At 35.3% G+C, this 20,393-nt stretch carries 18 protein-coding genes; 10 read left to right on the forward strand and 8 right to left on the reverse strand.

The genetic code is table 11. The features are described from left to right. Positions 1 to 162: 162 nt before the first annotated feature. The 8 genes from B5V89_RS13855 to dnaA all read right to left on the reverse strand — a co-directional run bounded on the left by B5V89_RS13855 (position 163) and on the right by dnaA (position 10,587). Entirely contained in the window at positions 163 to 1,245 is a 1,083-nt protein-coding gene (locus B5V89_RS13855) for an HD-GYP domain-containing protein (protein WP_108072513.1), read from the reverse strand. Positions 1,246 to 1,355: 110 nt separating this feature from the next. Continuing rightward, on the reverse strand, positions 1,356 to 3,854 hold the full coding sequence (gene gyrA / locus B5V89_RS13860) for a DNA gyrase subunit A (RefSeq protein ID WP_108072515.1): 2,499 nt from the start codon (positions 3,852 to 3,854) through the stop codon (positions 1,356 to 1,358). A 126-nt stretch (positions 3,855 to 3,980) separates the two neighbouring features. After that, positions 3,981 to 5,903, reverse strand: a complete 1,923-nt coding sequence (gyrB, locus tag B5V89_RS13865) for a DNA topoisomerase (ATP-hydrolyzing) subunit B (RefSeq protein WP_066235820.1) — start codon at positions 5,901 to 5,903, stop codon at positions 3,981 to 3,983. A gap of 153 nt (positions 5,904 to 6,056) precedes the next feature. After that, complete coding sequence (gene remB / locus B5V89_RS13870; protein ID WP_066235794.1) at positions 6,057 to 6,284, reverse strand: extracellular matrix regulator RemB; 228 nt, start codon at positions 6,282 to 6,284, stop codon at positions 6,057 to 6,059. Positions 6,285 to 6,294: 10 nt separating this feature from the next. Beyond that, positions 6,295 to 7,413: a DNA replication/repair protein RecF gene (gene recF / locus B5V89_RS13875; protein WP_066235795.1), complete on the reverse strand. Its 1,119-nt coding sequence runs from the start codon at positions 7,411 to 7,413 to the stop codon at positions 6,295 to 6,297. A 31-nt stretch (positions 7,414 to 7,444) separates the two neighbouring features. Then, positions 7,445 to 7,660 carry a S4 domain-containing protein YaaA gene (gene yaaA / locus B5V89_RS13880; protein WP_066235796.1) on the reverse strand — a complete coding sequence of 72 codons (216 nt, stop codon included), beginning with the start codon at positions 7,658 to 7,660 and terminating at the stop codon, positions 7,445 to 7,447. Between the two features lie 179 nt (positions 7,661 to 7,839). Further along, the gene (gene dnaN / locus B5V89_RS13885; RefSeq protein ID WP_066235797.1) at positions 7,840 to 8,979 is read right to left on the reverse strand and encodes a DNA polymerase III subunit beta; all 1,140 of its coding nucleotides are present in this window, start codon (positions 8,977 to 8,979) and stop codon (positions 7,840 to 7,842) included. Positions 8,980 to 9,240: 261 nt separating this feature from the next. Then, positions 9,241 to 10,587: a chromosomal replication initiator protein DnaA gene (gene dnaA / locus B5V89_RS13890; protein ID WP_066235798.1), complete on the reverse strand. Its 1,347-nt coding sequence runs from the start codon at positions 10,585 to 10,587 to the stop codon at positions 9,241 to 9,243. Between the two features lie 598 nt (positions 10,588 to 11,185). Between dnaA and rpmH the strand changes: the two genes are divergently transcribed. The 10 genes from rpmH (at position 11,186) to B5V89_RS13940 (ending at position 20,393) form a co-directional block, all read left to right on the forward strand. Beyond that, positions 11,186 to 11,320: a 50S ribosomal protein L34 gene (rpmH, locus tag B5V89_RS13895; RefSeq protein WP_066235799.1), complete on the forward strand. Its 135-nt coding sequence runs from the start codon at positions 11,186 to 11,188 to the stop codon at positions 11,318 to 11,320. 71 nt (positions 11,321 to 11,391) lie between these two features. Then, positions 11,392 to 11,733 (forward strand): ribonuclease P protein component, encoded by a 342-nt coding sequence (gene rnpA, locus B5V89_RS13900; RefSeq protein ID WP_066235800.1) that lies wholly within the window; start codon positions 11,392 to 11,394, stop codon positions 11,731 to 11,733. Positions 11,734 to 11,837: 104 nt separating this feature from the next. Beyond that, complete coding sequence (gene spoIIIJ, locus B5V89_RS13905; RefSeq protein ID WP_066235801.1) at positions 11,838 to 12,614, forward strand: YidC family membrane integrase SpoIIIJ; 777 nt, start codon at positions 11,838 to 11,840, stop codon at positions 12,612 to 12,614. After that, positions 12,611 to 13,231, forward strand: a complete 621-nt coding sequence (gene jag / locus B5V89_RS13910; RefSeq protein ID WP_066235802.1) for an RNA-binding cell elongation regulator Jag/EloR — start codon at positions 12,611 to 12,613, stop codon at positions 13,229 to 13,231. The genes spoIIIJ and jag overlap by 4 nt, the downstream gene beginning before the upstream one ends. A gap of 248 nt (positions 13,232 to 13,479) precedes the next feature. After that, positions 13,480 to 14,865 carry a tRNA uridine-5-carboxymethylaminomethyl(34) synthesis GTPase MnmE gene (mnmE, locus tag B5V89_RS13915; RefSeq protein WP_108072516.1) on the forward strand — a complete coding sequence of 462 codons (1,386 nt, stop codon included), beginning with the start codon at positions 13,480 to 13,482 and terminating at the stop codon, positions 14,863 to 14,865. A 103-nt stretch (positions 14,866 to 14,968) separates the two neighbouring features. After that, on the forward strand, positions 14,969 to 16,861 hold the full coding sequence (gene mnmG, locus B5V89_RS13920) for a tRNA uridine-5-carboxymethylaminomethyl(34) synthesis enzyme MnmG (protein WP_066235804.1): 1,893 nt from the start codon (positions 14,969 to 14,971) through the stop codon (positions 16,859 to 16,861). 22 nt (positions 16,862 to 16,883) lie between these two features. Further along, on the forward strand, positions 16,884 to 17,600 hold the full coding sequence (rsmG, locus tag B5V89_RS13925) for a 16S rRNA (guanine(527)-N(7))-methyltransferase RsmG (protein WP_066235805.1): 717 nt from the start codon (positions 16,884 to 16,886) through the stop codon (positions 17,598 to 17,600). A gap of 200 nt (positions 17,601 to 17,800) precedes the next feature. After that, positions 17,801 to 18,649: a nucleoid occlusion protein gene (gene noc / locus B5V89_RS13930; protein WP_066235806.1), complete on the forward strand. Its 849-nt coding sequence runs from the start codon at positions 17,801 to 17,803 to the stop codon at positions 18,647 to 18,649. A gap of 138 nt (positions 18,650 to 18,787) precedes the next feature. Then, the gene (locus tag B5V89_RS13935) at positions 18,788 to 19,549 is read left to right on the forward strand and encodes a ParA family protein (protein ID WP_066235821.1); all 762 of its coding nucleotides are present in this window, start codon (positions 18,788 to 18,790) and stop codon (positions 19,547 to 19,549) included. Continuing rightward, positions 19,542 to 20,393: a ParB/RepB/Spo0J family partition protein gene (locus B5V89_RS13940; RefSeq protein ID WP_066235807.1), complete on the forward strand. Its 852-nt coding sequence runs from the start codon at positions 19,542 to 19,544 to the stop codon at positions 20,391 to 20,393. The genes B5V89_RS13935 and B5V89_RS13940 overlap by 8 nt, the downstream gene beginning before the upstream one ends.

The following is a 20,393-nucleotide window of genomic DNA, read 5'->3' on the forward strand; positions in this document are numbered from 1 at the left end:
TTCAGTTTTCAAAGATCAATTGTTATTTGCGACTTTTATATAATAGCATATTTCATCATGTAATGTCAATTACTATTTTAAAATACTTTTATATATTTATTAAAAAGCCAACGAAATTTATTATATCAAACGAATAAGGAAAATACAATAGTAATATCGAAACTAGTATACCTCTTCTATATATAAATTTCTTTCCTTTTCAAGGTCGATGATTTCTCCATCATTCAACCTTATAAGCGGTCTAATTGGTGCAGTTTGTTTAATAAAGATCACCTCTCCGAAAGAGCCGTTTGATATCTTAACCTTTGTTCCTATTGAAAGATTGGCAATCATCGATAATAGAGTGTTTATCACTTCTAAATCAAATTTACCAAATTCATCTATTTTCATTATCTCTAGGGCCTTTAAAGGTGCTATTTTCTTCTTATAAAGGCGATCAGATACTAGTGCATGAAATACATCAGCTACTGTAATAATTCTAGACATAGAGTAATATTGTTTCCCTTTTACCCCCATTGGATAACCGCTTCCATCAAGTCTCTCATGATGTTGAAAGATTGCTAATTTCGTTTCTGATTTGAGTAGTGGACTATTTTGCACCATTTTCAAACTATAATTTGGATGTTCTTGAATCTCAGCCTTTTCACTGTTAGTTAAAGTTGTTTGTTTAGAAATGATTCTTGGTGAAATCTTTGCCATACCTGCATTTGCTAAGCAGCCTGCTAGAGCCGTTTGATAATAGCGGCCTTTATTATCCCCCATTCTTTTAGCAATTAATCCACTAAGAATTCCAACTGAAATAGAATGATAGTAAATATAATCTTCCGGATTATTTACAAAAAGAGAGTTAAGAGCGATGTTTTCCTCCTCAGCTATTTCCAATAAAGGGTATAAATAGTCTCTCACATTTGCTATATCAATTATAGTTCCGGATTGCCATTTTTGAAAATCAGCTTTGTACTTTTTTACTGATTCAGAAAATAAAAAAGGAAAGATGGAGTGGACTTTTACTTGTTCCGCTTTAGTTACATTCACTTCAGAATGGTTTTTGTTAGCTCCCTTTTGTCTCTTTTGACCATTAGATATACTTTCTATTTCTACTTCTCTAATAAAAAATGCTTTTAAAACATCAATATGTTCTATTGATATAACCGTCCCTCTAGGGATAATTGGGGAACTAGTCATTCCCATTACATCCTCAGCTAATATAGATCCTACACGTAATCCGTCTATATTTATTTTCATATGACCACTCCATATAAGTAATAGTATCTATTTTATTTCTATTTATTTTCAATTTTATCAAAAAAGAGACATCGAATCGATGTCTCTTTTAAAAATTGCAAAAAAACCTATTATTCCTCTTCAGCTTCTTGATTATTGTCATTAACTACTTCTAATTCTTCTTGATCTGAAGGTTCCTCTTCTTCCTTTTCGACTTTTGCAACGGTTGCCACATGTTCGTCTTCACCAAGGCGAATTAATTTGACTCCTTGAGTATTACGTCCAAGTTGGGAAATATCACCGACTGCCATCCGTATAAGAACTCCTCCGGCGGTTATCAGCATAAGATCCTCTTCCCCAGTAACGGTTTTTACTGCAATTAAGTTTCCATTCTTTTCTGTAATATTACATGTTTTTAACCCTTTACCACCACGGCTTTGAATGCGATACTCTGAAGAATTAGTGCGTTTTCCGTAACCATTAATAGTGACAATTAAAACATCGTCATTATCTTCGAGAATTTCCATTCCAACGACTTCGTCATCACCCGTTAGCGTGATTCCTTTAACACCGGTAGCAGTTCTTCCCATGGATCGAACATCAACTTCCGGAAAGCGAATTAACATACCATTTTTAGTACCAATGATCATATCTTTATTTCCATCAGTTAATTTAACAGAGATCAGTTCATCTTCATCGCGAAGATGAATAGCAATTAATCCATTTGTTCGTATGTTTGCAAAATCAGTTAGTGGAGTTCGTTTAGATATTCCACGTTTCGTAGTAAAGAATAAGAACGAATCTTCCACAAATTCTTCGACACGAATCATCGTATTAATTTCTTCGTCCTTTTCAATTCCAAGGAGATTTATTATTGGAATCCCTTTAGCTGTTCGACTAAACTCAGGAATTTCATATCCTTTAGATCGGAAAACTTTTCCTTTATTAGTGAAAAATAGGATCGTATCATGGGTTGAAGTTGTTAATAAATGCTCAACAAAGTCGTCCTCATTTGTTCCCATTCCTTGGACCCCGCGTCCTCCACGTTTTTGACTTCTGTATGTGGAAATTGGCAGACGTTTAATGTATCCATTATGGGTTAAACTAATGACAATATTTTCTCGAGGAATTAAATCCTCATCTTCGATTTGTTCAATACCGCCTGAAACAATTTCAGTTTTCCTATTATCATTAAAGCGTTCTTTAATTTCTATTAATTCTTCACGAATAATTTCCAGTACCTTTTCTTCATCTGCTAAAACAGCTTTTAATTCAGCGATTAGTTTTAACAATTCTTGATACTCTTCTTCAATCTTCTCACGTTCTAATCCTGTTAAACGTTGGAGACGCATATCAAGAATAGCCTGAGCTTGCTTCTCAGATAATGAAAATTGTTCCATTAAACCATTTCTTGCAATTTCTGTTGTTTGAGAAGAACGAATCAAACTAATTATTTCATCAATGTGATCAAGAGCAATACGTAATCCCTCTAAAATATGTGCCCTAGCTTCAGCTTTTCTTAATTCGAATTCCGTTCTACGACGAATAATGACTTTTTGATGTTCCAAATAATGATATAAACATTGTTTTAAATTTAATACTTTCGGTTGACCATCAACAAGTGCTAACGTATTGATTCCGAATGTTGTTTGTAATGCTGTATGTTTATATAAATTATTTAAAAGAACATTCGCATTGGCATCTCTTCGTACTTCAATAACTACGCGCATACCAGTACGATCAGATTCGTCTCTTAAATCTGTTATTCCATCAATTTTTTTATCACGTACAAGTTCAGCAATTCTTTCCACAAGCTTTGCTTTATTCACTTGGTAAGGAATTTCTTTAATAATAATGGTCTCTTTGCCATTTGCCTTTTGTTCAATTTCTACTCGTGCCCTTAATGTAATTGATCCTTTCCCGGTTTCATAAGCACGTCTAATTCCGCTTCTTCCCACAATTAATCCTGCAGTAGGGAAATCCGGTCCTGGTATAAATTCCATCAATTCTTGGATGGTAATATCAGGATCCTTACTTAAAGCCAATACTCCATCAATTACTTCCCCAAGTTGATGTGGTGGAATATTAGTCGCCATACCAACAGCGATACCCGAAGTACCGTTGACTAATAAATTCGGAAATCTTGATGGCAACACAACGGGTTCTTTCTCAGAACCATCATAGTTATCTTGATAATCAATTGTGTCCTTATTAATATCGCGAAGTAATTCCATTGATATTTTAGACATACGAGCTTCTGTATAACGCATTGCAGCCGCAGAATCACCATCAATAGAACCGAAGTTACCATGTCCATCTACAAGCATATAGCGATAGCTAAAATCCTGAGCCATACGAACCATCGTCTCATAAACGGCCGAATCACCATGTGGATGGTACTTACCGATTACTTCTCCAACGATACGTGCCGACTTCTTAAATGCTTTGTCCGATGTCATACCTAAATCGTTCATCGCATAAAGAATTCGGCGATGTACTGGTTTTAATCCATCACGCACATCTGGAAGTGCACGTGAAACAATTACACTCATCGCATAATCTAAGAAAGATGTACGCATTTCCTGACTTAAATTTATTTCTTTAATATTTGAACTTGGTGTTTCAGCCATACTGGAACCTCCCTTAAGAGAATGAAGCAATCAGTAATGACTGATTGCCCCTCTTGTAAAGATGAAAAGTTAACATTACTAACGCACTAAAGTGCTTAACCTATCTTGTTGCTTGTACTTTCCCGATTAAATATCTAAGTTCTTTACATAAATTGCATTTTCTTCGATAAAATTACGTCGTGGTTCAACCTTATCTCCCATAAGCATTTCAAATGTTTCATCCGCTTCTATTGCATCTTCTAAGCTTACTTGAAGTAAAGTTCTACGCTCTGGATCCATTGTTGTTTCCCATAATTGTTCAGGATTCATTTCACCAAGACCTTTATATCGTTGAATTCCGGGTTTCGGTTGCTGTGGCATTTGACTTAATGCTTGTTCTAATTCCTTGTCACTATATACATATTCAACGCGTTTGCCTTGAGCTATTTTATAAAGGGGCGGCTGTGCAATATAAATGTATCCCGCCTCTATTGTTTGTCGCATATAGCGATAGAAGAATGTTAATAATAATGTTCGAATATGTGCGCCATCGACATCGGCATCAGTCATGATGACTATTTTATGATAGCGAGCTTTTGAAATGTCAAAATCCTCACTAATCCCTGTACCTAATGCAGTAATAATGGTTCGAATTTCATTATTAGTTAAAATTTTATCTAACCGTGCTTTTTCAACATTGAGGATTTTCCCTCTTAAAGGTAAAATCGCTTGAAAATGTCTATCCCTACCTTGCTTCGCAGAGCCACCGGCAGAGTCTCCCTCAACGATAAATAATTCGCTGATTTTCGGATCACGAGATGAACAATCCGCTAATTTCCCGGGAAGGCTTGAAACTTCTAATGCACTTTTTCGACGAGTAAGTTCCCTTGCTTTCTTCGCTGCTAAACGTGCACGTGCTGCCATTAAACCTTTTTCAACAATTTTTTTAGCAACTGTTGGGTTTTCTAACATAAATTTATCAAAATGCTCGGAGAAAATAGCATCGGTAATTGTTCTAGCTTCTGAATTACCTAATTTTGTTTTTGTTTGCCCTTCGAACTGTGGATCAGGATGTTTAATTGAAACGATCGCAGTTAATCCTTCACGAACATCCTCACCCGATAAATTAGAATCACTTTCCTTAATTAGGCCATTTTTGCGAGCGTAGTCATTAATAACTCTTGTTAGGGCTGTCTTAAAGCCAAATTCATGTGTACCACCTTCATACGTATGAATATTATTGGCAAAAGAATAAATGCTACTTGTGAAGCCCTCATTATATTGAATTGAAACCTCAATAGAAATCCCATCCTTTTCGCCTTCTACATAGATTGGCTCTTCATGGATGACTTCTTTTGTACGGTTTAAATGTTCAACGTATGACTTTATTCCACCTTCATAGTGATATTCATTTTTTTTCGATTCGTCTCTTTTATCTTCAATCGTAAGCTTTAATCCCCGATTTAAAAATGCAAGTTCACGAACGCGTGTTGCAAGAATATCGTAATCAAAGACCGTAGTCTCTGTAAATATTTCCTTGTCCGGTACGAAGTGGCTAGTCGTTCCGGTATGGTCTGTTTCCCCAATGATCTTTAAATCAAAGCAAGGAACTCCACGTTCATATTTTTGATAATATATATTCCCATCACGATGGACATAAACCTCAAATTCACTTGATAAGGCATTAACTACGGAAGCACCTACTCCGTGCAAACCACCAGATACCTTATATCCTCCGCCACCAAATTTTCCTCCGGCATGAAGGACAGTATGGATGACTTCAACTGCGGGTCTTCCCATTTTTTCCTGTATCCCAACCGGAATACCGCGTCCATTATCGACAACCTTAATACTATTATCCTTTTCAATGACAATATTTATCTCGTCACAAAATCCGGCAAGTGCTTCATCAATACTATTATCTACAATTTCCCAAACAAGATGATGTAGCCCTTTGCTGCTTGTGGATCCAATATACATACCTGGACGCTTCCGAACAGCTTCCAGTCCTTCAAGAACCTGTATCTGATTTTCATCATAGCTTTGACCTTGAACTTGATCTTGTTCCATTGGCACTTGAATTCACCTACACTTTTTAAAAATAAATTAGTTAAACATGTATTTATAACGTATCAAAATAAATAAATATTCTTCATAGGGGTTACTGAAAAACAATTAAAATTCCTAGTTATTTTCTCTAGTCATAAAAAAACAAAAATAGTTTTAATTTAATCGCTTTAAAAGCGTACTAGAGGATAAAGGTGAAAGATAGTGCTGATGGTCAGTAATGACTAAGGATTTAAACTTTCCTTTTGACAAGTTAATCATGCCCTTTTTCTTTGATTGGAAAAATTCTTGCATAATAACAGACTGATTAACTGAACCTTTATCTATAATAGCAATAATTTCATCTGCTCGAACCATCACATCTTCGCCTACATGTAGGTACATGTTTTACACCTCATTTCACCGGAAACATAATCCCGGATTCTACAGAAAAGGTCGATGCCTCTTTCAGTGTTTGATGGTCGATTCCATCAATGCTTGTAGTTGTAACAAAAGTTTGGACTTTTCCTTGAATCGTATTCAACAGGTGGGATTGGCGGTAATCATCTAGTTCAGATAAAACATCATCAAGGAGTAAAATGGGGTATTCCCCTATTTCTGAATGGATTAATTCTATCTCAGCCAATTTTAATGAAAGAGCAGTTGTTCGTTGCTGTCCTTGTGAACCAAATGTTTGCACGTCACGATTATTCACAAAAAATACAAGCTCATCACGATGTGGACCTAATAATGTAACACCTCGTTCAATTTCCCTTTTTTTATTAATAGAAAATTTTTCCTCCATCTTCGTTAATAGGCTTGACGAATCCATGTCTTCTGATACATCAATGGACGGTTTATACTGAATTTTTAACGATTCTAAGCCCCGGGATATCCCCGTATGGATTGGTCTTGCCCATTCTTCTAGCAGTTGAATAAACTCAAATCTCTTTTTTATGATCTTAACGGCCATTTGTATAAATTGGTCGGTTAGTACATCAAGCATCGTTTCATCTTTTTGCTTTTGGAGTTGCAGCAGTTTTAAATAATGATTCCGTTGCTGTAAAATTTTTTGATATTGACTGATGTCATGTAAATATACGGGTGATACCTGTCCAATCTCCATATCAATAAAACGACGCCTAACTTGAGGGCTCCCTTTAACAAGATGGAGATCTTCAGGCGCGAACATGACAACATTCATATTTCCTACATACTGGCTTAATTTAGATTGCTCAATATGATTATATTTTGCTTTTTTCCCTTTTTTTGAAATAACTAGTTCTAGCGGTGTTGATCCACTATGTTTTTTTATCCTACCTTTTATTTTAGCATATTCCTCATCCCAACGGATTAAATCTTTATCATTTGATGTTCGATGGGACTTTGCCATAGCTAAAACGTAAATAGATTCCATAACATTAGTTTTTCCTTGTGCATTTTCACCTAAAATCACATTTACGTTATTTTCAAAGGAAATAGATAGCGATTCGTAGTTACGGTAATTTTTCAGTTCTAACTCTTCAATATACATTCAGTAACATCCTTTTTCTCCCAAAAATTATCTATCGGGATATAACAAAATTACCAACGCTCGGAATTTCTATTCGATCACCTACTGAAAGTTTTCGCCCTCTTCTTTGGTCTTGTTCACCATTAACAAATACATCATGTTCACTTAAAAACCATTTGGCCATGCCACCACTTTGAATAACATCAGCTAATTTTAAAAATTGGCCTAAAGTAATGAATTCCGTCTCAATTGATACGTTCTTTTCCATACATTCACTCTTTTCCGCTTCATAATTCTCTAATATATAATTTTACTAAATAATTTTAATTAATACAACGTCACTTCGTTTCAAAGTTATTAACATGTGGATGATTTTTTTATAAATATTTTTAGATGTTTATTGTGGATAAATGTAAAAAAAGTCCTGTCTAAGACAGGAACTTTTATTTAGTAAGTGCGGACTGGCAATATAAGTTGCAAGATCGATTCGTCATTAATTGGTCGAATGATAAATGGCCTCATTGCCCCAGTAAAACTAATACGAATTTCTAAACCTTCCAATGCTTTTAGGGCATCCATCATATATTTTGCACTGAATGAAATTTTTAAATCTTCGCCTTCAATTGACTGACTTTGAACTTGTTCAACAACTTTCCCAACTTCAGGAGTGTTAGATGAAATTTCAATGATTCCTGATGTTAGCGTAGAGAATTTAACAACATTGGGATTTCTACCCTCTCTTGCTAATAGAGAGGCACGATCAATGGCTTGTAAAAACTCTTTTGTATTAATAACAATGTCTGTTTTGCTTTCAGTAGGTATTAATCTTGAAGTATCAGGATAATTACCTTCTAAAAGTCTTGAGAAAAATAGTAAATGTTTTGCTCTAAACAAAATTTGATTTTCGGTAATAACAATTTCTACTGGTTCATTTGTGTCATCTAAAATTTTGTTTAATTCATTTAAGCTTTTTCCAGGAATGACAATGTTATATTTCGCCTCATTTACAAAATCGATGGCTGCTGAACGCATTGCTAAGCGGTGGCTATCCGTAGCAATACATGTTAATCGATCTGATTCAACTTTCCAATTTACCCCGGTTAGAATTGGGCGAGTTTCAGACGTAGATACAGCAAAAACGGTTTGGCGAATAAGGTTTTTAACAATATCTGTTGGAATTTTAAATACATTCTCTTCAGAAATTTGAGGTAGATGTGGATATTCTTCAGGATCTAATCCATTTAGATTGAATTCAGATTTACCTGAACGAATAACGGTTTGCAAATGATTGATTACTTCAATTTCAACGAAATCCATAGGTAACTTTTTAACAATTTCACTAAAAAACTTAGCTTGTAGAACGATGGCACCAGGAGCAAAAATCTCCACTAATTCATTTCCATCTTCTTCTTTTGGAATAAATGATTCAATGGATACATCTGAATCACTTCCTGTAAATGCTACGCCTTCATTTGTCGCTACAATTTTTATTCCAGTTAATATGGGAATCGTAGTTCTAGAACTAATTGCTTTCATTACATCTTGTACACTTTGGATAAGTCGATCACGTTGTATCGAAAATTTCATGATTTTCCCCCCGAGACTTGTTTAATTAATTATTGTACCATTCATCTTTGGAAAAATGGATTGCAAATACGTAACTGTCAACTTGTTTAATATTGTTCTAATTTATGGTGATTTATATATAATTAATCTTTTAAAAAATAGTAGTAATAATAGTAGGGCCTGTGAACATGTGGATAACTTAAAAATCGAAAGGAAACACAGCCTATCCACATGTGGACAGACTGTGCATATACAGTAAAAAGTTATTCACAATTTCCCAGGTTACCCTTTTAGTAGACTTTTAATCTCTTGAATGCTTTTTTCCAGTTGAGCATCCGTTAGAAGTAGTTTAGATATTTTTTCATGGGCATGAATAACAGTCGTATGATCTCGCCCGCCAAATTCCTCACCAATTTTCGGTAGAGAAAAGTCAGTTAATTCTCTTGATAAATACATAGCAATTTGCCTCGGAAAAGCAACAGATTTTGTTCTTTTCTTTGCTTTAAAATCCTCTAATTTAATATTGTATTCTTGTCCAACTGTTCTTTGAATATCTTGAATCGTAATCACTTTTGGCTTCGAGCTAGGAATAATATCTTTCAATGCTTCAGCAGCCAAATCTGCATTTATGTCCTTATTGATTAAGGATGAATAGGCTACGATTCGAATTAACGCTCCTTCTAGCTCTCGAATATTTGAATCAATTTGATTAGCAATATACAGCATAACCTCATTTGGGATATCAAGTCCATCTGCCTTTGCCTTTTTTCGCAAAATAGCAATCCGAGTTTCTAAATCCGGCGGGGTAATATCAGTAATTAAACCCCATTCAAAACGAGATCGTAGACGATCCTCTAATGTTGGAATTTCCTTTGGAGGACGGTCACTAGAAATGATAATCTGTTTACTCTCTTCATGTAAGGCGTTGAAAGTATGGAAAAATTCTTCTTGAGTTGATTCTTTTCCAGCAAGAAATTGAATATCATCTATTAATAGCACATCAACATTCCTGTATTTATTACGGAAATCGACAGCTTTATTATCTCGAATGGAATTAATAAATTCGTTCGTAAATTTTTCGGAGGACAAATAAACGACCCTCGCAGTAGGATTATGCTCAATTACATAATGTCCAATGGCATGCATTAAATGCGTTTTTCCGAGGCCAACCCCCCCATAAATAAAAAGCGGATTATAGGCTTTAGCGGGAGCCTCTGCTACAGCAAGCGAAGCAGCATGTGCAAAGCGATTTCCAGAACCAATAACAAAAGTATCAAACGTGTATTTTGGATTCAGTACGTTTTGGAATAATTCTGTTGAATCCTCTATTTTAGGTTTATTTTGAGGCGGAACCTTTGATTGAAATTCTTCATCCTCTTGAGTTTGAGGGATGATAAATTTTACTGTGAGTTTTTCACCAGTTATGTCATAGAGGACATCTGAAATTAGCGTGACATATCGCCCTTCTAGCCAATCTCTAGCAAAATCATTAGGCACCGAAACGATAAACGTATCGCCTTGTAATAAATGTGCCTTGGTAGACTTTAACCATGTTTCAAAGCTAGGCTTACTGATCTTTTTTTCAATAATAGTTAGTGCTTTATTCCAAAGATCAGCTATATTTTCCAACACCATACCCTCCTTTGTAATATCAGTATTTTTGACGTGTATGTGAGAAACAACGTAACAATGTTTCGTCTTAGAGATGTTAAAATTAATAAATATACATAACTATGATTGTGGAAAAACTTATAATAAGGAAAGAAAGTAGATTTTCGACACCATCCACTGTTTGTGGACAAGTTTATACAAAGCATGTACATAAACTATCCACACGATATCCACAATTTGTGGATAAATAAGTTATGCACAAATATATATTCAGAGTGAAAACACAATAATCATAACAAATAATTATAGGCGTTGCAATGCATTTTAAAAATTATCCACACCATCCGTAGCCTGAGGAATAAATTTATTCACAGGTTATTAATTTGTGAAAAACCTGTCAATAATTGTTGTGGATAGTGAAAATGCTGTCGAAAATTATCCACAACATATATTATTAGATTTACCTATCCAATTTTTAAAAACTAGACGATATTTAAATAGCGATTATTGGAAAAAGTATTCTGCTATAAAGAGTTGACAATTATTATTGATGATCATTATAATTAGTAGGACTGTCTTCTACTGTTACAAAAGATCCTCGAGGGAGGTGTCATAAATGAAAAGAACATATCAACCAAACGCTCGTAAAAGAAGTAAAGTTCATGGATTCCGTGCACGTATGAGTTCAAAAAATGGACGTAAAGTCTTAGCTGCTCGTCGTCGTAAAGGAAGAAAAGTATTATCAGCGTAGACCACTGAAACGTCTCAGTGGTTTTTTTTCTTACCACCTTTTCGTAAACTTTCGTATTGCGAGTGATAGAAATGAAAAAATCGTATCGAATTAAAAAAAATGTTGATTTCCAAAAAGTTTTTAAACAAGGAAAATCGTATGCGAATCGCCAATTTGTTATATATGTTTTAAAAAAGGAAAATCAAAAAAATTTCCGTATAGGTTTGTCAGTCAGTAAAAAAATAGGAAATGCAGTTAAAAGAAATGAAATTAAACGTTATCTTCGTCAATGTTTCCACGAATTAGAAGAAAATATCAAAAAAGATAATGATTATGTGATCATCGCTAGAAAACCAGCGGCCGAAATGAATTTCCATGAAGTAAATAAAAGCTTGCAACATGTGTTAAAAGTAGCAAAAGTTCTAGTTGATTAATTTTTTTTTATTGTTTGTAAGGGTGTCCAATTGCTGTAATGTAATATGGATGCCTTAATCTACATAAAAAATTGATACTTAGAAAGCAGGGAGGAAACAGCGGTTTGAGAAAAAGAATATTTTTAATTATTGCAATAGTGGGACTTGCAGCCGTCCTTTCAGGATGTACGGAGTTCAATAAAGACATTACTCCAGAAAGTAAAGGGATTTGGAATGAATATATCGTCTTTCCACTATCCTGGATCATTAAAAAGGTTGCAGTATTTCTAGGAAATAGCTATGGGTTATCGATTATTTTTGTAACAATCATTATTCGCTTAATCATCCTTCCATTAATGATTAAGCAGACAAAAAGTTCAAAAGCAATGCAATTAATTCAACCTGAGATTAAAAAGCTAAGGGAAAAATATAGTTCCAAAGATGCGGTTACACAACAAAAATTACAGCAAGAACAAATGCAATTATTTCAAAAGTATGGGGTAAATCCATTAGCAGGATGTCTTCCGTTAATTATTCAAATGCCTATACTAATTGGATTCTACCATGCAATTAATCGAACACCAGAAATTAGAGAATCGATGTTCCTATGGTTCGATTTAGGATCACCAGATTATATATTGGCAGTTATTGCGGGAGTAACGACTTTCCTTCAACAAAAAGTAATGATGGCAGGAACAGAAAACCAAAATCCACAAATGTCAATTATGCTTTGGGTAATGCCAATTATGATCATTGTAATAGGAATCAGTTTACCAGCAGCACTGCCGCTATATTGGGTAGTCGGTAACATCTTCATGATTATTCAAACGTATTTTATTAAAACTCCAGAAATCCAAAATGGTCCATCAACTGGGGGAAAAGCGGGAGGAGCTAAAAAGTGAAGGAAGTTACTGCTACAGGACAAAGTGTCGAAGAAGCAGTTGAGGTAGCCCTTGGAAAATTAAATGTAACGAAAGAACGAATTGAATATCAAATAATTGATGAAGGAAAAAAAGGATTGTTTGGAATATTTGGTTCACGTCCTGCAATCGTTCATGTTCAATTAAAGCCCGATCCGATTGAAGAAGCTAAAATATATTTGCTGGAAATAGTGAAACAAATGGGGATCGATGCAAAAATTGAAGTTAAGATCGAAGGAAATACAGCTGAATTTAAACTATCCGGTGAAAAAATGGCCTTGTTAATTGGAAAAAGAGGACAAACACTTAATTCTTTACAATTATTAACGCAATTGATAGCTAATCGATATAAAAATCAATTTTTAACTATCGTTTTGGATGCAGAAGATTATCGAAAGCGAAGGGAAAATTCTCTTATTCAATTAGCAGAAAGATTGGCCGAAAAAGCTATTTATACGAATAAAGCTGTAACTCTTGAAGCGATGCCTTCCTTTGAAAGGAAAATTATTCATAGCGCTTTAGCCCGTAACAAGAAAATCCAAACACATTCTGAAGGGGAAGAACCGAATCGTTATTTAGTTATCAAACCTACTAATTAATAAACCAAGCGAATTTCGCTTGGTTTATTTTTATCTAAAGAGAGTAGTTGCTTCAAATATTGTTATTCACATGTGGATAAGTTAAAATATATATCATTGACTTTGTGTACTGTGGATAATTTTTTCGAATACAAAATACTTTATTATTTTTAATTAGATTAGAATTTGTTATTCTAATATTTTGGGATTAATTCGTAAATAAAGCTTGATATATAGACTAAACAAATATGGAATTGAGGTGAGGAAGGATGGAATTTGATACAATTACGGCTATATCGACGCCGATGGGCGAGGGGGCCATTGCTATCGTTCGGTTAAGTGGCGATCAAGCTATTGAAATAACTGACAAAATTTTCGTAGGGGTAAATGGGAAGAAACTAAGGAATGTCCAATCACATACGATAAATTATGGGAAAATCATCGATCCGAGTACGAAGGAACTAGTAGAAGAAGTTATGGTAAGTGTGATGAAGGCTCCAAAAACATTTACGCGGGAACATGTTGTAGAAATAAACTGTCATGGTGGACTAGTATCGGTAAATCGTGTTTTACAATTGGTGTTGAGGCATGGGGCGAGATTAGCCGAACCTGGCGAGTTCACGAAAAGAGCGTTTCTAAATGGACGAATTGATTTGTCTCAAGCAGAGGCTGTCATGGATCTAATTCGTGCGAAAACGGATCGAGCAATGAAGGTAGCTTTAGGTCAGATGGAAGGAAGACTTTCTAAACTAGTGAAAAAGTTCCGTCAAGAAATATTAGAAGTTGTCGCGCATGTCGAGGTAAATATTGATTATCCCGAGTATGATGATGTGGAGGAAATGACACATCGGATGCTGAAGGAGAAAGCAGAATATATAAGAGATGAATTGAAGAAACTTTTACAAACGGCCCACCAAGGGAAAATATTAAGAGAAGGCTTATCTACGGCCATTATTGGCAGACCGAATGTTGGAAAGTCTTCTTTATTAAATAGTTTAGTACAAGAGAATAAAGCGATTGTAACGGATATTCCTGGGACAACACGGGATGTCATTGAAGAGTACGTCAATGTACGAGGGGTTCCTCTACGCTTAGTTGATACCGCCGGAATTCGTGAGACGGAAGATATTGTTGAACGGATTGGTGTGGAACGATCACGAAAAGTGTTAAAAGAGGCAGATTTAATTCTTCTCGTATTGAATTATGCGGATGATTTAACGACTGAAGATATGAAACTTTTCGAAGCCGTTAAAGGTATGGACGTTATTGTTATAATAAATAAAACTGACCTACAAAAAAGAATAAATATGGACAAAGTAAAGCAATTAGCTGATAAACATACGATTATTTCTACTTCCCTATTGGAAGAAAAAGGTGTAGACGAGCTTGAGGAAGCTATTTCTTCTATGTATTTTCAAGGCTCTATTGAAGCATCCGATATAACCTATATTTCAAACAGTCGCCATATCGCATTAATTGGGCAGGCATTAGATTCAATCGAGGAAGTAATTTCCGGAATTGAAATGGGTATACCAATAGATATTATCCAAATTGACTTAACAAGAACATGGGAATTACTAGGGGAAATTATCGGAGATACCGTCCAAGAAAGTTTGATTAATCAACTGTTCTCGCAATTTTGCTTAGGGAAGTAAGAGAAGCGGAGGCGCCTTGGTCATCGGCGTAAGGGGAAGACGTAGAAATACGCTAGCCGTTAGGCGCTGGAGCTGGACAAATAAAAGTAAGGAGGGATTTACTATGCAAAAGTATGATGCTGGGGAATTTGACGTCGTTGTTGTCGGGGCTGGACATGCAGGCTGTGAAGCAGGTTTAGCTGCTGCAAGAATGGGCGCAAAAACCTTAATGGTGACCATTAACTTAGATATGGTTGCATTTATGCCCTGTAATCCATCAGTAGGGGGTCCCGCAAAAGGAGTCGTCGTTCGGGAAATTGATGCACTCGGCGGAGAAATGGGTAAAAATATTGATAAAACATATATTCAAATGAGAATGTTAAATACCGGTAAAGGGCCTGCAGTTCAAGCTTTACGAGCTCAAGCTGATAAATTCCAATATCAAAATGAAATGAAAAAAACACTTGAAAATGAACCTAATTTAACACTGCTTCAAGGTATGGTTGAAGAACTTATCGTCGAAGACGGAGTTTGTAACGGTGTAGTTACAAAAACAGGTGCGGTTTATCGTGCGAAAACGGTAGTAATTACGACGGGAACCTTTTTACGAGGAGAAATCATTATCGGTGATTTAAAATATTCAAGTGGACCTAATAATCAACAGCCATCTATTAAGCTTTCCGAGCATTTAGAGAAATTAGGTTTTGAATTAGTTCGATTTAAGACAGGTACACCACCAAGAATTAACAGCCATACAATCGATTATAGTAAAACTGAAATTCAACCGGGTGATGAAAAACCAAGAGCGTTTAGCTACGAAACAACAAAATATATAACGGATCAACTTCCATGCTGGTTAACGTACACAAATGAACAGACACATCATATTATTGATGAAAATTTACACCGATCACCAATGTTTTCCGGAATGGTGAAAGGAACAGGTGCGCGGTATTGTCCATCTATTGAGGATAAAATTGTTCGATTCGCAGATAAACCGCGTCATCAAATTTTCTTAGAACCTGAAGGAAGAAACACACAGGAAGTTTATGTACAAGGACTATCAACAAGCTTACCTGAAGAAGTTCAACTAAAAATGCTGGCAACCGTTCCGGGATTAGAGAAAGCACAAATGATGCGTGCGGGCTATGCCATTGAATATGATGCCATCGTCCCTACACAATTATGGCCTACATTAGAGACAAAACGAGTGAAAAACCTTTATACCGCGGGACAAATAAATGGTACATCCGGATATGAAGAAGCTGCTGGTCAAGGGCTCATGGCCGGTATAAATGCAGCTAGAAATGCATTAGGACAAGAAGAAGTTATTTTAAGCAGATCAGATGCTTATATTGGTGTTTTATTGGATGATTTAGTCACGAAGGGAACAAACGAACCTTATCGTTTACTAACTTCCCGTGCGGAATATCGTCTATTGCTTAGACATGATAATGCAGATCTACGTTTAACAGATTTAGGATATCAAATTGGTTTAATTAAAGAAGAAAGATATGCAAAATTTGTCGCTAAAAAGGAAAAAATTGAAGCAGAAAAGCAAAGATTGCGTTCCATTATTATAAAACCAAATGAAAAAACACAGGAATTAATCCGACAAGCAGGAGGAAGTGAACTAAAAGACGGAATACGTGCTTCAGATTTATTAAAACGTACTGAAATGTCTTACAGTCATATCCATGAATTAATTCCAGCTGAACAAGATTTACCAGAAGAAGTGACCGAACAAGTCGAAATACAAATTAAGTATGAAGGCTATATTGAGAAGTCATTACAGCAAGTAGAGCGGTTAAAGAAACTAGAAGATAAAAAGATTCCTGAAAACATTGATTATGATGCAATTAATGGAATAGCGACGGAAGCTAGACAGAAATTAAGTAAAGTTCGGCCATTATCAATTGCGCAGGCATCTAGAATATCTGGTGTAAATCCAGCTGATATTTCCATTTTACTTGTTTATATTGAACAAGGGCGGATTGCAAAGGTTGCGAAAGAATAACCAGTAAGGATGGAATAAATTTATGAATATTGAGCAATTTACAACTCTCTTAGAGGAAAAGGGAATCTCTCTTTCCTCTAAGCAATTACAACAATTTAATCGGTATTTTGAGTTGCTTGTGGAATGGAATGAAAAGATGAATTTAACAGCAATAACTGAAAAAGGTGATGTGTATTTAAAGCACTTTTTTGATTCTATTACCGCTTCCTTTTATGTTGATTTAAACAAGCCTTATCATATTTGTGATGTAGGAGCGGGTGCGGGCTTTCCTAGTATTCCTTTGAAAATTTGTTTCCCAGAGTTAAAGGTATCAATTGTTGATTCGCTCCAAAAACGAATAACCTTTTTAGAGCACCTTGCAAAAGAGTTGGAATTAAAGGAAACTTTCTTTTATCATGATCGTGCTGAAACTTTTGGAAAAAGGACGGAGCATAGGGAAAAGTACGATATTGTAACAGCTAGGGCTGTGGCTAGAATGTCAGTTCTTAGTGAATTATGTATTCCATTGGTAAAACAAGGTGGGTTATTTATTGCAATGAAGGCGGCAAATGCGAAGGAAGAGTTAACTAGTGCTAATAAGGCAATCCGTTTACTTGGCGCAGATGTGGAGAATACTTACTCTTTCACTTTGCCGTATGAAGAAAGCGAAAGAAATATTATTGTGATTAAAAAAAGCAAACAGACTCCTAAGAAATATCCGAGAAAACCGGGAACGCCAAATAAAATGCCATTAGAATGAGGAAATAATAATAAGTTTTTTGCCATAATAATCAAATCTTCTTGTTTATTTGCGAATTTTCTACGGGAAATTTAAATTACTTAACAAGTTTTTGTTTAATCATGTAAGAAAAACTCGAAAATTAACCAACGAAAATGCAGGAACTTGTCTTATAATAAAGAATAGGTAGATAGGGAGTCTCTTAAAGGTGGTGTCGGTCGATGAAGCATCCTTTCTCTCGTTTTTTTGGTGTGGGCGAAAAGGTGGAAGAGTCGGAAACAGAAATAGTAAATGAAAATGAAGAAGTTAGGAAGATTCCTATTTCTAGCATAGTCCCCAATCGTTTTCAACCAAGAACAGTATTTGATGAGAATAAAATTGAAGAATTAGCACGCACCATACATACACATGGTATTATTCAGCCAATAGTTGTTCGTGAGTATAGTTCCGGTCAATTTGAAATCATTGCTGGTGAGCGGAGATATAGGGCTATGCAATTGCTTGGATGGGATACTGTCCCTGCAATAATAAAAAACTTAAATGATACGGAGACAGCTTCAGTTGCTTTAATAGAGAATCTTCAACGTGAAGAACTTTCACCAATTGAAGAAGCGATTGCTTATGGGAAACTTTTGGAATTACATAACTTAACTCAAGAGGCGTTAGCACAACGTTTAGGAAAAGGGCAATCAACAGTTGCAAATAAATTACGCTTATTAAAACTTCCGCAAGAAGTTCAAGATGCATTATTGCAAAAATTGATTTCTGAACGCCATGCTCGTGCATTAATTCCATTGAAAGATCCGGAAAAGCAAATAAATCTATTGACAAATATTATTGAAAAAAACTTAAATGTAAAGCAAACAGAAGATTATGTAGAACGATTATTAAATAAAAAAGAACGGAAACAAAAGCCGCGTCGTCAGGCATTTAGTAAAGATATGAGAATTGCCGTTAATACCATTCGGCAATCGTTGACAATGGTTGAGGATAATGGAATCAAACTAAACTCAGAAGAAGAAGAGTTTGATGAATACTATCAAATTACGATTAAAATCCCGAAAAAATAATAAATAACTAGATTCGGAGAAGCTTGTTCTTGTAAGTTTCTCTTTTTTTTTATAAAAACTAAACCTTCTAATTGAAATTTTGTTAAAATAGATAATATGATTGCCAATTTAATAGGAAGTTGAAAGTAGGTGACACGCTTGGGCAAAATTATTTCAATTGCCAACCAAAAAGGTGGGGTCGGTAAAACGACTACATCAGTAAACTTGGGTGCCTGCTTAGCACATATTGGGAAAAAGGTGCTGTTAGTTGATATTGACCCACAAGGGAACGCAACTAGTGGAGCAGGTATTGATAAAGGTGATGTCCAGCAGTGTATTTATGATGTTCTAGTTGATGATATTGATATAAAAGAAGTAATCAAAGCTACGGGAGTAGAAAGATTAGATTCAGTTCCTGCAACAATCCAATTAGCAGGTGCAGAAATTGAGCTAGTCCCAACTATATCTAGAGAAGTGCGGCTAAAACGCGCATTAGCGGCAGTGAAGGATGATTACGATTATATTCTGATTGACTGTCCACCATCTTTAGGATTATTAACTCTTAATGCACTAACCGCTTCGGATGCTGTATTAATTCCTGTTCAATGTGAGTACTACGCACTTGAAGGATTAAGTCAGTTACTAAGTACTGTCCGGTTAGTTCAGAAACATCTAAATCAAGAGTTAAAAATAGAAGGAGTACTTCTTACAATGTTGGATGCTCGGACGAATCTAGGTATCCAAGTTATTGAAGAAGTGAAAAAGTATTTCCAAGATAGAGTCTATCGGACGATTATTCCTCGTAATGTTCGATTAAGCGAAGCACCAAGCCATGGAGAACCGATTATTATTTATGATTCTAAATCCAGAGGGGCTGAGGTCTATTTAGATTTAGCAAAGGAAGTGGCTATGAATGGCTAAAGGACTTGGAAAGGGCATTAATGCATTATTTGCTAATGTTGATGTAAATAAAGAGGATTCTGTTCAAGAGATTAAGCTAAAGGAAATCAGACCGAATCCTTATCAACCACGGAAAATATTTCAACCTGAAGCGATTGAGGAATTAAAAGATTCAATTCTACAACATGGAATTCTACAACCAATTATCGTTCGAAAAAGCATTAAAGGGTATGAAATAGTTGTAGGAGAAAGACGTTTTCGTGCAGCTAAAGAAGCAAAACTTCAGACAGTACCTGTCGTTATTCGTGATTTAACTGAGCAACAAATGATGGAGCTAGCTGTTCTTGAAAATTTACAACGGGAAGATTTATCTCCGATTGAGGAAGCAAATGCGTATCAGATGTTAATGGATAAATTAAACTTAACACAAGAGGAGTTATCAAAGCGACTTGGTAAAAGCCGCCCCCATATAGCGAATCATTTAAGATTACTGGCATTACCGGAAAAGATCCAAGCTTTTATCACGGATGGGAAAATTTCTATGGGACATGGGCGTGCCCTTTTAGGTCTTAAGAAAAAGGATAAATTTTTACCAGTTGCCGAAAAGGTAATAAATGATGGATTAAATGTTCGCCAACTGGAAAAATTGGTTCAGCAATTAAATGATAATGTTTCACGTGAAACAAAGAAACCAAAAGAGGAAAAAAATGTATTTATCCGTGAAACTGAAAGTGCATTGCGAGAAAGATTTGGCACGACAGTATCCATCAAAAAATCAAAGAAAAAAGGTAGAATAGAGATTGAGTTTTTCTCGGATGAAGATTTAGAACGGATATTAGAGCTATTAGATAAAAATAATGACTGA

The sequence above is a fragment of the Heyndrickxia sporothermodurans genome (assembly GCF_003055045.1).
In the GTDB taxonomy this organism is placed as follows: Bacteria; Bacillota; Bacilli; order Bacillales; family Bacillaceae_C; genus Heyndrickxia; species Heyndrickxia sporothermodurans.